Source organism: Paenibacillus ginsengihumi DSM 21568, assembly GCF_000380965.1.
Taxonomy (GTDB): Bacteria; Bacillota; Bacilli; order Paenibacillales; family NBRC-103111; genus Paenibacillus_G; species Paenibacillus_G ginsengihumi.
The window spans coordinates 33,314-46,924 of the sequence record NZ_KB905561.1 but is presented as its reverse complement, the minus strand read 5'-3'; the positions used below and the strand labels follow the sequence as shown (position 1 = coordinate 46,924).

Genomic DNA, 13,611 nt, shown 5'->3' with positions numbered 1-13,611 from the left:
GTGAATCTTGAGCCCGCGCATGCTCGCCTTTCATCATTTGCTGAAATCGTCGATTTTGCTCGGCTTTGCCGTCTATATCGTATATTTGGTCAGAACGGATAACATATTCCTATACATAGCCCCGCGCATGGTCGACTATGTCAAATGGTCGGCGCTCGGGCTGTATGCAGCCGCCGTCTATCAGCTTTATTTGGCGGTGCGCCATTTTGTTGCGCCGCGCGGCAGCGCCGCAAGCTGCAGCTGCGACGGCCACGACCATACGCCGTCCCGCTCGCTCTTCAAAAACGCCGTCGTCTACGGGCTGTTTCTGTTTCCGCTGCTGCTCGGCTTCCTGCTGCCGGACGCCACGATGGGCTCGAGCCTGGCCGCGAAGAAAGGCATGAACTTAAGCAGCGCAAGCTCGGTCAAGAAAGCGGGCAGCGCAGCTGGTGATGATCCGGGCGCTGCGGAGCTTGACGCGAAGCCGGATGCCGATGCCTCGGACGGGGAAGCTTCTGCCGCTCCTGCGGCTCCCGAAGCGGTTCCGCCGGCTTCCGCAGAGGACGAGGCGTCCCTGGACGAATTGTTTCCGTCCGACAAATTTACGTGGGCCTATGCCAAATATGCCAAGGAGCTGTATCAAAGCGAAGTCATTCAGGTGAAGGAAGAGCTGTATATGGAGACGCTGACGACGGTCGATCTGTACCTGGACCGGTTCGTCGGCAAAAAGCTGGAGCTGACCGGCTTCGTATACCGCCAGGAGAATATGAAGGATAACCAGTTCGTCCTCGGCCGCTTCTCGTTGCAGTGCTGCTCGGCGGACGCTGCGCCGTTCGGGGTGCTGGTCGAATACGACCGGGCCCGCAACTTTGCCACCGACAGCTGGGTAACCGTCACGGGAACGATCGGGAAGACGACATTCGACGACATGGAGATTATGGTGCTGAAGCCGGAAAAGGTGGCGAAGGCCGAACCGGCGAAGACGCCGTATGTTTATCCGAATTACGATTTCGGAACATAGGCCGATACGATGCAGGGGGACGGGGAAGCCTGTCCCCCGTTCATGCAGCAGCCGGCGGCGCCTGGTTTTTAGCCGGGCGAATGGCCGGCGAGCAGCGATTTCGCATGAGCCAGCGTATTCGGGTACAGCGGGCGGTAATCAAGCCGGTCCGCAAATTCGACAAACTGCTGGCCGACCTGCCGAACCTGCTCCGCGTACTCCTTGCGGTCGACCGCATATTCCACCAAAATGCGCGGCTCATCCCCCTGCCTTTCCTCCAGCTCCGTAAGCATGATCCGCTCCCCCTCATGACGCACCCGGAACGAAAACGCACGGCATTCCGGATCGCCGCAGCCGCAGCAAAAGAACGGCTTGCTCTCCCACATGTCCGGCTCGCTCCAACGGTCCGGGTCGACGTCCCGGTACAAACTGAGCAGCATGGCCGGCATGCCGACATCGACGCACAGCGGCTCGTCGATAACCGTCTCGCCGTCGATTTCGAGCTTTACGTCCGCATGGATAATTTGCAGGCCGACATCGTGGGACCAACCATTGCAGGTAAGTCGAAAAGCCATGGCGAATACCTCCTATCTTGAAAATTTGGCGATATACGCCGACAAAATTTCAACACCGCAGGTGACGACCGATGACGTAAGGAAGCGCTCGTCATAAGCGCCCTCAACTGCCCAAGCTGTGTTTTTTCAGCTTTCCCTTCCTGAGTTGCTTCTTCCTGGGCTGTTCCTTCCTGAGCTGTTTCTTTCCGCGCTCCCGCCGAAGCTTCCGAATTTCTAACGCTAGTGACAAACGCTATTTTGATAAAACGTGCCCTGATAAAAATGTAACGAAACTAAGTAACGCTATTTGGTCAGAAATGTTGAATACGGCAGCCCAAAATGCCAAATAAGGCTGCTCACTTGCGTTACAACTTCAAATTGATCGTTTCGAGCGAAATAAGCTCTCTGGCTAGCGTTAGCCCAGCAAACAGCACCCTAGACCAGCGAGCATGAAGAGAAGCTTCTATCCGAAGCACCTTCGCCAGAGATGAGCGAGGCTGCGCTTGAGCGGCAGCGTGCGAACTCCGCGTTAGCATCCAGCTCCTCGTCAGCGTGCGAACTCCGCGTTAGCGCGGCCCCTCCCTGGGCACATGAGGCGACAAATCCTGCAAAAAATGCAACATTTTCAGGCCTCTTCGCACCAGAAGAAGGGTAATGTTGCATTTTGTGCAACAATTTGAAGGCAAATGGGCTCCACATCGAGGATCATTGCTAAAATGTTGTACAAAGTGCAACATTGAGCCGCAAATAGGGGTTATTGCCCCGTTTTTGTTGTACAAAATACAACATTTGCTGACTCTCTTGAAGATTGGACGGAATCCTCCGGCGAATTTTCTTGAACCGCAGGTAACGACCAAGGACGGAAAGGATTTGTGGTCGAAATTTCCAGCAGGTGCCATGCGTATAAACCGCGTTTTGGCACATACTACCTAACGAACAGGAGGTGATATCGATGGGCGCAGGACAATCCCGCAGCAGCAACGTTCTGGTTGTTCCTCAAGCTTCGCAAGCTCTGGAACAAATGAAGTATGAGGTTGCTCAAGAGCTGGGCATTCAAATCCCTCAAGACGGATACTACGGCTTCATGGCTACTCGCGATACGGGTGCGATTGGTGGCCACATCACTCGTCGTCTCGTTCAAATCGCCGAGCAGCAACTGGCCGGCAGCTTCCAAAGATAAGCAGCCTTCCCGTATACTTACTTCTTTCACGGCGGCTCTCAGGAGTCGCCTTTCTCTATTATAACGGATTCGCATCCCGGAACAAGAAGCCGCCCTGCCAAGGCCAACTTCGGCATTGTGGACAGGACGGCAAGACATACCCTGATCATGAAAAAAAGACAATAAGGAATAACGAATAAATAATGACGTTCGTATTACGGCTAGTCCTTCCATTCGGACGGTTTGTTCAGCAAGTTGGACATATTATAATTCGATTCGAAGCAGACACTTGTGCAGAGCTGGTTTTGCCTCATGGCGAATTCGAACTGGATCTCGCCGTGCGTCCAGCGCATGAGCTTTACCGCTTCAAGCGCGGTTTGGCGGATCGATTGCTGGTGTACTTCCGACAATCCCTTGTCCATTTTTCGAAGCTCGTTCCCCTTGCTCTCGATCGGAAAATGTCGAATCCCGAACTTTCCGACCACATTGTTGCGAATCTGCACGAATACGGTACCGGAAGTCAAATGAGCGAGTTCTTCTTTCAGCTCCCGAAACACCATATCCAACTGCCTAGCCAGCGGCAGCGTATTCCGAATCATGAATGAAAAACCTCCTTTCCGGCATAATATGAAACCATGATGTTAGTTCTAGTGCTGTAGACCTATTATAGATCATTTTACCTATTTTTCAACATAAAAATTTACTTTATTTAAATATTTTTATCGAATTCAACATGAAATAACAAAAAAAGACATGGTTTTTCAAGCATTGTCGAAAACAGTCGGTTTATTTATATAGTTCTATAGACCTATACGATACTTTATAGATCAGCGTGTTCGGCATTCAGCTCGATGATGTTGCGGTCCGGGTCCAGCACATAAATTTGCGGAAACCCTGCTTTCGAATTCGGCCTGGCGTCATATTCGATGCCGCAGCGGTCGAGCCAGGCCAACGTATCCTTGAAGCTGGTCACCCTGAACGCAAAATGCCCGTCCCGCGAATCGATGCCCCCTTGACGCAGGCACTCCCCCCGATGCACGATCAAGTGAAGCTGCTGGCCGGAGGAGCCGACCGCAAACCAGGCCCCGGGAAATTCGAACGGCGGCCGCTCGATCTCCTGCAGCCTGATCACCTCCCGGTAAAATGCCTTGGCCCGCTCCAAATCCGTCACGAGCAAACTGACATGATGCATGGCGCTAACCTGGATCATCCTGTTTGCACTCCTTTCCTTTATTCCGTATCCCCCATGCTCATACCTTCAACTATTCCGTCAAAGCGAGGAACTGCTCCACATCCGCCGTCGTCACATCCATCGCCCGCTGCCAGAACTCTTCCCGGCGCAGATCGACCCCCAAATGCTTCATCGCCAAATCTTCCACCGTCATCGTCCCGGTATCGCGCAAAAGCGCCGCATATTTGTCTTCAAAGCTCGCTCCGCCGCTGATCGCCTCGGCATACAGCCCTGTGCTGAACATGTAGCCGAACGTATAAGGGAAATTATAAAAAGGCACCTCGGTAATATAAAAATGCAGCTTCGATGCCCAGAAATAAGGATGATATTCGCTCAACGCGCCGCAATAAGCTTTGCGCTGGGCATCCAACATCAGCTCGTTCAGCCGCTCCACGCCGACCAACCCGCGGCGTCGCTCCTCGTAAAAGGCGGTCTCGAACAGAAAACGGGCGTGGATGTTCATATAAAAAGCGACGGATCGCTGGATTTTGTCCTCCAGCAGTGCGAGCTTCTCTTCCGGCGTCGCCGCCTCCTTGACGGCCGCATCGGACACGACCATCTCCGCAAAGGAGGATGCCGTCTCCGCCACGTTCATCGCATATTCCTGGGCCATTGCCGGCAAGTCATTCATCACGTGCTGGTGGTAGCCGTGTCCGAGCTCGTGGGCAAGCGTCGACACATTCGAAGCCGTTCCGGCGTACGTCATAAAAATGCGCGTTTCCTTGGCGATCGGGAACGACGTGCAAAAGCCTCCGGGGCGCTTGCCGGGCCGGTCCTCCGCTTCAATCCAGCGCTTCTCCAGCGCCATCTCGGCGAACTCCGCCAGCTTAGGGCTGAAGCGGCGGAACTGCCGGACGATCAGCTCCGCTCCCTCGTCATAGCTGTATACGCGGCCTCCTTGGCCGAGCGGAGCCTCGACGTCGTGCCAGCCGAGCTTATAGAGGCCTAGCAGCTTCGCTTTGCGCTCCAGAAAGCGGACGAAAACCGGCTTGCTCTTCTCGATCACGCTCCACATCGCATCCAGCGTCTCCGCAGACATCCGGTTGATAGCGAGCGGCTCCTTCAGCACCGAATCCCAGCCGCGGCGCTCATACAGCTTCAGCCGGAAGCCGGCGAGACGGTTGAGCGCGTCTGCGCAGTAGTCGGCATGCTTCGCCCATTCCTCTTCCCACAGGCGGAAGACGCGATCGCGTACGGCGCGGTCGGCGCTATGCATCCGGTTGGCCGCCTGACCTGCGGATAGCGCTTCCGTACGCCCGTTCTCCTCGAGCAAAATGCGGAATTTGCCGACCGTCGTATTGTACAGCTCGCCCCAGCCGTGGTAGCCGTCCACAGCCAGATCGCCGGCCAGCGCTTCCAGCTCCGGCGGCAGCTTCTCGGCCGCGAGCGTCCTTCGCTCGTCAAGCGGGTATGCGATCGCGGCAAGCTCCGGACGCGCCAGCATGCCCGCCCATAGGTCATCGTCGATCTTCGCCAGCGCATCGTCGAATCGGGTCATTGCCGCAGCGTAATCGGCCGCCAGCGTGCGGACCTGCCCGCCGAGTATGACCGCCTGCTTGTCATCCTGATTCTCAGCCGCCAGGCAGGCGGTGAACGAATCGGCCTCGCGCACCATCAGCAGCGCCTGCTGCGCCAGCTCCGCAAGCGGCAGCAGCGACGCGGCGCCGGCTTCGGGGCTGCCTGGTCGCCGCCATTCGGCGATCGCCGCGTTCAAATCGGCCAGCGTACGCTCAAGCTTGCCCAAAAACTCGGCGAAAGCCTGCGATCCGCTTCCTCCCGAAAAAAAACGTTCCAAATCCCATGTTTGCGGCAACGGTCGATTCATGATTCCATCTCACCTTTCCTGGAAGTTCCTGTTTCTTTCTTCATTAAAGCATATTTTCCGACCGGCGCCTACGACAAACCAATCCTTATGACACCGTCATGCCGGCCGCCGCCTGCGGTTACGGATCATTCGCGGCAGCATCGTCGTATTATCAGGACACCACGTTGAGCGCGAACACAACCGCTCGTCATCCGCCGCGGCCTGCGGTTGTTGAAATTTTTTTCAGATAGCCGGCAACTGTTCAAGAGCTCGTTCCAAACGCCTCGCTGGCTCTTTTTCCGGTTGAATTCCCTACGGAGGTTATGTTTAAATGGACACAATACTACGATTCGCGACAACGTTCGCGCGAAAGGAGCGTTCGCCAATGAAGCCTCTGCAAATTTCCCCGGAAACCGCCCAAAAGCTGGCCAAGGAGCTGAACGTGCCGATCGAGCATCTCATGCATATGCCGCAGCATATTTTGCTTCAGAAGCTGGCCGAGCTCGCTTCCAGGACCGGCACCAAGAAGGAGACGGAATGATTCCGTTCGAAAATACGTGGCCGTACGAGCGTTACGGGCCAGATCTGTATCTTCACTCCTGCCCCTTCTGTCAAGCGCCCAATGTGCTGCTGCCGCTTAAGGAGAAGGATTTGACCGCCATCCGCGAAGGCGCCAAGCGGCTGCTCGTGCTGCCCTGCTGCCGCGGCAAGATGACAGTGGTCGACGCCGACGCCGATTACCTGCTTGCCGCCCGCCCGCTGCGCCGCAAGGCATAGAATGGCCGATCGCTTCCAGGCTTCGTAAGCCGCTCAATGCATAAGGGACTGTCCGCAGGGAGCCCCAGGCGAATCGCAGCCGCCGCAATCATGCGGCCTGAGGCTGACCATCGTCTCGGAGGCTCCGGGACAGTCCCTTTTTCTTCAACACCGCAGGCGACGACCGATGACGCAGCAATCGCCCGTCATAGGCGTCTTTCCTGCATATGCGCTTCCTGCGCTTGCTGCACTTTCTCTGCTTGCTGCACTTCTTGCGCTTCTTCCTTAAGCTGCCCCTGCACCGCCCTCATCTCTTCCCGGGTAACGGCCCACTGCTCCCGGGAAGCGCGGATCATCGCCGCATCCATAATACGCTTGTCGTTAACGACCCGGGAGAACCACCGGGCGGCTTCGTGATAATGCTTGAGCCGGCGGTTCAGCTCCCCGATCAAATACATGAGCCGGGCCTGATTGAGCTCATCCATCCCGGTCTCGTAGACGAGCATGTACTCGTTCAGCGCGTGCTGCAGGAAGCGCCGCTCCTGATCGCCGTCGCCCTGTTCGCGGTACAGCCAGGCGATATGGTGCAGCAATCCGGCGATGACCCGCCGCTTCTCCTTCTTGAGCTGGGCGCAGACGAGGGCCAGCTTGTAGGCTTGAATGGCGTCCTCGCGCGACCGCTCGCCGCCGAAATCGCGGCGCTGCCATTGCTCCGAAATGTTCGCCTGGATCGCCGCCTGTCCGGCCGGAGTCAGATCCGAGAAATTTTCCGTCGAGGCATAGCCGCAGTGCGGGCATACCCGCACAACGTAATAATCGGGGTTCACGTCCTTGTAATGCAGGCAAAAGTCCGCATCCGTCTTGACCGTTTTCCTGAAGCTGGGGCGCACTCTCGACGTGCGGAACGCCTCCCCGCAATGCGCGCAATCGATCTTTACCTGAAACAGCGGTTCCATCCTAACCGCCCCCCTTTAAGCCCCGTGTTTCGGTGCTTGTTGTTAGCCTTTTTCTATGAATTAACGAAATGATAGGCCGGACCGCGCAGCCTCTCCAGCACCGCATCCCTCAAGGACGGCTCCATTCCCGTCTCCTCCAGCGCCTGCTTCATGCAGCCAAGCCACGCTTCCGCCCGTTCCTTCGTAATCGGGAAGGGCAGATGCCGCGCGCGCATCATCGGATGCCCGTAGCGCTCGGAATAAAGCGGAGGCCCGCCGAAAAACTGGCTTAAAAACATATATTGCTTCTCCATGACCGGACGGATGTCCTCGGGAAACAGCGGCCCGAGTAACGGATGGGCTTGTACCTTCGGATAAAAAGCTTCGACGATCCGGCGGATCGTCTCGGCCCCACCCATCGCTTCGTAAAAGGTTCCATGCGTTTCTTCCGGCATACCCTCTCATCTCCTGGCGGTTATCGTTGTGAGGCAAGGCAGGGTCTGTCAGCCTTCGCTTAAGCGTCTTCCTCGGCGTTCATCAGCGTCTCCCTTATGACATAGACAAAAGCGCAGACGATAATGCCGGCAATGACACCCATCATAAGGATCACCCTCCCTATCGTTATGGTTCCATTGTACCATAAAGCCCGATGAATGATTAGCCGCTTGCGCCCCGCGTGTATGTTTTTTTCGTTACGCTTGTACAGAAGGAGCGTCATGTCTTGCAGGACAAGGACATATGGTGAAATGAAGGGTTCGTCCGACGCTTGAACCGAGAAGGGAGTCGTTGCCATGCGCCTCAAACTGTCCGCGTTTTTTCCCGCCGCTTTGCTGGCGATTGGCCTGGCCTTGCTGATGGCGGCGTTTCCCGCGGAGTCGCTCCGCGCTGCCGTCAAAGGAGTCGGCATCTGGTGGGATGTCCTCTTCCCCGCGCTGTTTCCATTTTTGGTGCTGTCCGAGGTGATGCTGGGTATGGGATTGGTCCATTTTTTCGGGACGCTGCTGGACCCGCTCATGCGCCCCGTCTTTCGCGTCCCCGGCATCGGCGGCTTCGTCATGACCATGGGCTTTGTGTCCGGCTATCCCGTGGGCGCCCGCCTGACCTCCCAGCTGTGGGAGCAGCGCCTGCTGAACCGGGAGGAGGGAGAGCGGCTCGTCTCCTTCACGACATCGTCGGACCCGATCTTTCTGATTGGAGCTGTATCGGTCGGGTTTTTCCATAATCCCGCCCTGGCCATGCTGCTGGCAGCGGCCCACTACGGCGGCGCCGTGCTCGTAGGGCTCGTGATGCGTTTTCACGGCTGCAGCAAGCGGGAGCGCCGCGATTCCGCAGCCGCCCCCGAACGTCTTCGCCACAGACGCGGCGGCATTATAAGGCAAGCGCTCGACGCGATGCACGAGGCGCGCATAAGCGACGGCCGCCCGCTCGGGCTCATGCTGCAGGAAGGCGTCGGCGCGGCGCTCAGGCTCGTGCTGGTGATCGGCGGACTCGTCGTGTTTTTCTCCGTCGTGATGGAGGTGCTGGCTTCGGCCAACATGATGCAGCTCCTGTACGCTGTCCTCCACACGGCGCTGCAGTGGTTCTCCTTCCCCGCCGGCCTGGCGGAAGCCATCGCCAACGGCCTGTTCGAAGTCACGCTCGGGGTGAAATCGGCGGCTTCCGCCGGCGGCTCGCTGCTGCACCAAGCGGCGATCGCCTCCTGGGTGCTGGCCTGGGCCGGGCTGTCGGTGCACGCTCAAGCGATGAGTCTGCTGCACCATACGAACCTGCGCTACGGCCCGTTCCTGTTCGCCAGAGCGCTGCACGGGCTGATCTCCTGCGCGCTGGTGTTCCTCTTATGGAGCTGGCTCGCGCCGCCGCAGGAGACGCTGGCCGCCTGGGGGCCGCTGCCGCTGCCCGGCGCCGCGGATTCCCCTGCCGCCTGGCTGCGGCAGACGATGCCTTACTCCATCGCCGGCGGCGCCGGGCTGCTGGCCCTGATGCTGCTTGTCTCGGCGGCGATCTGCGCAGGGCGCGCATGTGTCAGGCGCATGGCCCGTTAATGTGCCCATTCCATTATTCAAAAAGTAGGTGAGACGATGCCACACTGTTTCAATCAAGCACGCCTCCAGCTGCCTGAGGCGATCTCCGGCCTCTCCGAGCTGGCGTATAATCTTTGGTTCAGCTGGAACGAGGAGGCGTGCGAGCTGTTCGCCCGCATTGACCGGGAGCGGTGGCAAGCCAGCGGTTTCAATCCTGTCAAGCTGCTGAAGGAAACGGACGAGGAATCGCTGCTCGCGCTGACGAAAGATTCGGCGTACATGCGGCTGTACCGCAACGTGATGCGCCGGTGGGACGATTGCCGCAGGGCGGGTACGTGGTTCGACGATACGTATCCCGAGCACGGGGGACGGATTATCGCCTATTTTTCCGCCGAATTCGGCTTGCACGAGTCGCTGCCGATCTATTCGGGCGGCCTCGGCGTGCTGGCGGGCGATCATTGCAAATCGGCCAGCGATCTCGGCGTTCCGCTGGTCGGCGTCGGACTTCTGTACAAGAAGGGATATTTCCGCCAAAAGCTGGACGCAGACGGGAACCAGCTCGCCGAACCGATGCGACTCGAGCCGGAAGAGTTGCCGATTTCTCTTGTTCCGGCCCCGCCTACTGGCGGCGGCCGGAAGGACACGGACAAGGAGGCGGATCAGGCGGCTGAGAAAGCAGCTGACGAAAAGTCCGGCGCCAGCCCAGCGCCTCTTCTGGTAGAGGTTCCTGTGGCGGACCGCATCGTGCAGGTGCAGGTTTGGCTCGTCCGGGTCGGCCGCATCCCGGTCTACCTGCTCGATGCCGACGTGGACGGCAACAGCCCCTGGGACCGCGAGCTGACGGCACAGCTCTACGGCGGCGGCCCCGATGTGCGAATCGCCCAGGAATTGCTGCTTGGCATCGGCGGCGTGAAGGTGCTGCGGGCGCTCGGCATTTCCCCGGCCGTGTTTCACATGAATGAGGGCCATGCCGCTTTCCTTGCGCTCGAACGCATTCGCGAGCATCTCGACGAAGGGCTGCCGTTCCCGGCGGCGCTCGAGGCGGTGCGGGCCGGCACGGCGTTCACCACGCATACGCCTGTGCCGGCAGGCCACGACGCCTTTCCTCTGCCCATGCTCGAGTATTATTTGGGCTGGCTGCTGAGCCGTTACCCGGATCATCGGGATGACCTGCTTCGTCTCGGGCTGGAGGAGGACCGCCAGCTGTTCAACATGACGTATCTCGCCCTCAGCACGGCGGCGCTGCGCAACGGCGTCAGCCGGCTGCACGGGCACGTCTCGCGGAACATGTTCAGAGCGTTCCACGGGCCGCTTGAGGCGCGGGACGTGCCGATCGGGCACATCACGAACGGCGTCCATCTCTCCACCTGGCTGGCCCCCGAGCTGAAAAGCCTGCTTGACCGCTGCCTTCCCGGTTCCTGGCCGCTCCAGCAGGCCGAGCCGCATATTTGGCGGGGGCTCGAGCTGATTCCGCCGGAGACGCTGTGGCACGCTCACAGGCAGCTCAAGCAGCGCCTGATCGGCCGCGTCCGCGCCAACCTGGCCGAGCGGCAGCGGCGCATGGGCGGATCGCAGGAGGCGGTCAGCGAGGCGCTGACCTGCCTGTCGCCGGACGTGCTGACGATCGGCTTTGCCCGCCGCTTCGCCACCTACAAGCGAGCCCGGCTCATCGTCAGCGATCTGGAGCGGCTGGACCGGCTCGTCAACCATCCCGAGCGGCCGGTGCAGCTCATCTTCGCCGGAAAAGCTCATCCGGCCGATGCTCCCGGACAGGAGATGATCCGCGACATCGACCGCGTGTCCAGAATGGAGCGGTTCCGCGGCAAGGTGGTCCTGCTCGAAAACTACGACATAAGCCTGGCCAGGCAGCTCGTCCAGGGCGTGGACGTCTGGCTGAACAATCCGCGGCGGCCGCACGAGGCGAGCGGCACCAGCGGCATGAAGGCGGCTGTGAACGGCGTCCTTCACTTCAGCGTGCTTGATGGCTGGTGGGAAGAAGGCTATGACGGAAGCAACGGCTGGGCTATCCGCGACGGCGGCGAAGCGGACTGGGAGACGCAGGATCGCGCCAGCGCGGAATCGATTTTCCGGACGCTGGAGGAAGAGATCGCACCGCTTTATTACGACGGGGCAGAGCTGCCGCTGAAATGGATCGAGCGAATGAAGCGCTCCATCGCCACGCTGGCCCCCGTCTATAACACGCACCGGATGGTGCGGGATTACGTAAGCGAGGTGTATATCCCTTCCCTGCGGCGGGCGGAGCGGCTCATGGCGGACGGCGGCAAGGAAGCGGCGGCAGTCGCCGATTTCAAGCGGTTTATGCTGGAGCATTGGCGCGAGGTCCGCATTGTGGAGGTCAACGACGGAGGATCGACGCCGGACGGCGCTCCGTCCGCCGAGCTTAAGGAAGTGACCGCTACCTTGAAGCTCGGCCCGATCTGGCACAAGGACGTGGCGCTGGAGCTCATTTACTACGAAGAGCGGCCGGACGGCTGGCATCCGGTTATCGTCGCCATGACTCCCGCCCGACAGCTGCACCATCACACAGTGCAGTACAGCGCGCGCATTCCGCGGCATCTGCGGCACGGGGCGCATTTCAGCCTGAGGGCGCGCCCGGTCAGCGACAATTTCGCGCATCCGTTCGAGCTCCCGCTCGTGACAGCCTTTTAAGCGCCGGGCGGCCTTTGGCGGGGAGATAAGCCAACAGGCCCGGTATCGGCAGGCTGAAGCCGACGGCAGGCGGCCTGACGATGCTGGCCGCCCGACAACGTACAGCTTCTCGGAGGCCGCAGGCGGTGCATATCGCAGCATCCATCAGGACCGGATTCGACAGGTGTATCCGCCGCGGCGATTCCGGTCTTTGCCTGTTGGCCGGCCGTCCGGCCAGGCTTTCTCTCGGAGGGAAGGCAGGACGGGCATTGTATTCTGGGAAGCAATTGATTATTATGTAATAGACAACTATGCCTGCTTGCGCGGCACCATCAGAAGACAAAAACAGGTCTGGAGACCTAGGCGTTTTTCAAGAGAGACGCCTATGACGAGGGATTCCTGTCGTCATCGGTCATCACCTGCGGTGCCTGAAAATTCGCCGGAGAATTCCATCCAATTTTTCAAGAGAGCCTGCAAATGTTGCATTTTGTACAACAATAACCGGGGGATCAACCCTATTGGCGGCTTAATGTTGCACTTTGTGCAACATTTCGGGCGATGTTCCCGGGTTTGAAGCCAACTCCGCCTAAATTGTTGCACGAAATACAACATTCCCCTTCCTCTGGAGCGGAGATGCCGGAAAATGTTGCATTTTTTGCAGGATTTCTCGCCACATGTGCCGGGGAGGGGCCGCGCTAACGCATCGTTCGCACGATGACGCGGAGTCCGAACGCCGTCGCGAAGTTCGCACGATGACGCGGAGTCCGAACGCTGTCGCGGAGTCCGAACGCCGTCGCGGAGTTCGCACGATGACGCTGGCTTCGGGTGCTGCCGGCTGAGTATCTCCGTCGCAGTAGCAGTAAAGGTAGATTTGCACAATAAAGGGCCATTCCGAAAAAGGGCCATTCCGAAGGCAAGGTTTTCTCAGCGCCGCCAGAAAAATTTGGCTTCTATAAAGCGTTAAAGTGTTAAATCGAAGTACGGCCTTTTGTACCAGACAACACTGCCGTTCAAGCGCAGTCCCGCTTATTTGGTGATGTGCTTCGAGAAGCTCCTTCACGCTCGTTAGTCTAGGGTGCTGTTTTGCCGCACTAACGCTAGCACAGAGCTGATGGGATTTGAATTCTAACGCAAGTGAATAGCCTTATTCCGCATGTTTGGCTACCGGATTCAGCGTTTCTGACTAAATAGCGCTCTTTTAGTTTCGTTACATGGTTAACAAAGATACGATTCAGCAAAATAGACGCCTATGTCGAGCGATTCCTGTCGTCATCGGTCGTCACCTTCGGTGCCTGAAAATTCGCCGAAGGACTTCGCCCAATTTTCAAAATAGACGCCTATGCCGCTGGCGCAGCACCATCAGAAGATGAAAATGAGCCACGGGCCCTGGGGGCTATTTTCAAGATAGACGTCCATGCCGCTGGCGCGGCACCATCAGAAGATGAAAACGGGCCGCACCGCCCTGGGCGCTATTTTCAAGATAGTAACAAAGTCTCAATATTCGGCTCGAACAGCTTGAAACG

At 58.5% G+C, this 13,611-nt stretch carries 12 protein-coding genes; 6 read left to right on the top strand and 6 right to left on the bottom strand.

Features of this window, described 5'->3' with window-relative positions; genetic code table 11:
- Positions 1-7: 7 nt before the first annotated feature.
- The gene (locus F591_RS0109760; protein ID WP_019534414.1) at positions 8-1,000 is read left to right on the top strand and encodes a TIGR03943 family putative permease subunit; all 993 of its coding nucleotides are present in this window, start codon (positions 8-10) and stop codon (positions 998-1,000) included.
- 68 nt (positions 1,001-1,068) lie between these two features.
- Here F591_RS0109760 and F591_RS0109755 read toward each other — a convergent pair whose 3' ends face one another.
- Positions 1,069-1,554, bottom strand: coding sequence for a hypothetical protein (locus F591_RS0109755; RefSeq protein ID WP_019534413.1), 486 nt, complete (start codon positions 1,552-1,554; stop codon positions 1,069-1,071).
- A gap of 931 nt (positions 1,555-2,485) precedes the next feature.
- On the opposite strand from F591_RS0109755, the gene F591_RS0109750 reads away from it, so the two are divergent.
- Entirely contained in the window at positions 2,486-2,713 is a 228-nt protein-coding gene (locus tag F591_RS0109750; protein ID WP_019534412.1) for an alpha/beta-type small acid-soluble spore protein, read from the top strand.
- A 200-nt stretch (positions 2,714-2,913) separates the two neighbouring features.
- Here F591_RS0109750 and F591_RS0109745 read toward each other — a convergent pair whose 3' ends face one another.
- From F591_RS0109745 to F591_RS0109735, 3 genes are all read right to left on the bottom strand, one after another.
- Positions 2,914-3,291 (bottom strand): hypothetical protein, encoded by a 378-nt coding sequence (locus tag F591_RS0109745; protein ID WP_019534411.1) that lies wholly within the window; start codon positions 3,289-3,291, stop codon positions 2,914-2,916.
- 221 nt (positions 3,292-3,512) lie between these two features.
- On the bottom strand, positions 3,513-3,902 hold the full coding sequence (locus F591_RS0109740) for a VOC family protein (protein WP_019534410.1): 390 nt from the start codon (positions 3,900-3,902) through the stop codon (positions 3,513-3,515).
- A 52-nt stretch (positions 3,903-3,954) separates the two neighbouring features.
- Positions 3,955-5,748, bottom strand: a complete 1,794-nt coding sequence (locus F591_RS0109735; RefSeq protein ID WP_019534409.1) for a M3 family oligoendopeptidase — start codon at positions 5,746-5,748, stop codon at positions 3,955-3,957.
- Between the two features lie 364 nt (positions 5,749-6,112).
- Here F591_RS0109735 and F591_RS30235 point away from each other — a divergent pair, with 364 nt between their 5' ends.
- Positions 6,113-6,268 (top strand): YycC family protein, encoded by a 156-nt coding sequence (locus F591_RS30235; protein ID WP_019534408.1) that lies wholly within the window; start codon positions 6,113-6,115, stop codon positions 6,266-6,268.
- Positions 6,265-6,504 (top strand): hypothetical protein, encoded by a 240-nt coding sequence (locus tag F591_RS0109725; RefSeq protein ID WP_019534407.1) that lies wholly within the window; start codon positions 6,265-6,267, stop codon positions 6,502-6,504. Before F591_RS30235 ends, F591_RS0109725 begins: the two co-directional genes overlap by 4 nt.
- A 185-nt stretch (positions 6,505-6,689) precedes the next feature.
- On the opposite strand, the gene F591_RS27750 is transcribed toward F591_RS0109725, so the two are convergent.
- Together F591_RS27750 and F591_RS0109715 are read right to left on the bottom strand one after the other, a co-directional pair.
- On the bottom strand, positions 6,690-7,439 hold the full coding sequence (locus tag F591_RS27750; protein ID WP_019534406.1) for a DUF2225 domain-containing protein: 750 nt from the start codon (positions 7,437-7,439) through the stop codon (positions 6,690-6,692).
- 53 nt (positions 7,440-7,492) lie between these two features.
- Positions 7,493-7,873, bottom strand: a complete 381-nt coding sequence (locus F591_RS0109715; protein WP_019534405.1) for a globin domain-containing protein — start codon at positions 7,871-7,873, stop codon at positions 7,493-7,495.
- Positions 7,874-8,209: 336 nt separating this feature from the next.
- Between F591_RS0109715 and ylbJ the strand changes: the two genes are divergently transcribed.
- Together ylbJ and glgP are read left to right on the top strand one after the other, a co-directional pair.
- Entirely contained in the window at positions 8,210-9,460 is a 1,251-nt protein-coding gene (gene ylbJ, locus F591_RS0109705) for a sporulation integral membrane protein YlbJ (RefSeq protein WP_019534403.1), read from the top strand.
- Positions 9,461-9,496: 36 nt separating this feature from the next.
- Positions 9,497-12,109, top strand: coding sequence for an alpha-glucan family phosphorylase (gene glgP / locus F591_RS0109700; protein ID WP_019534402.1), 2,613 nt, complete (start codon positions 9,497-9,499; stop codon positions 12,107-12,109).
- Positions 12,110-13,611 lie beyond the last annotated feature (1,502 nt).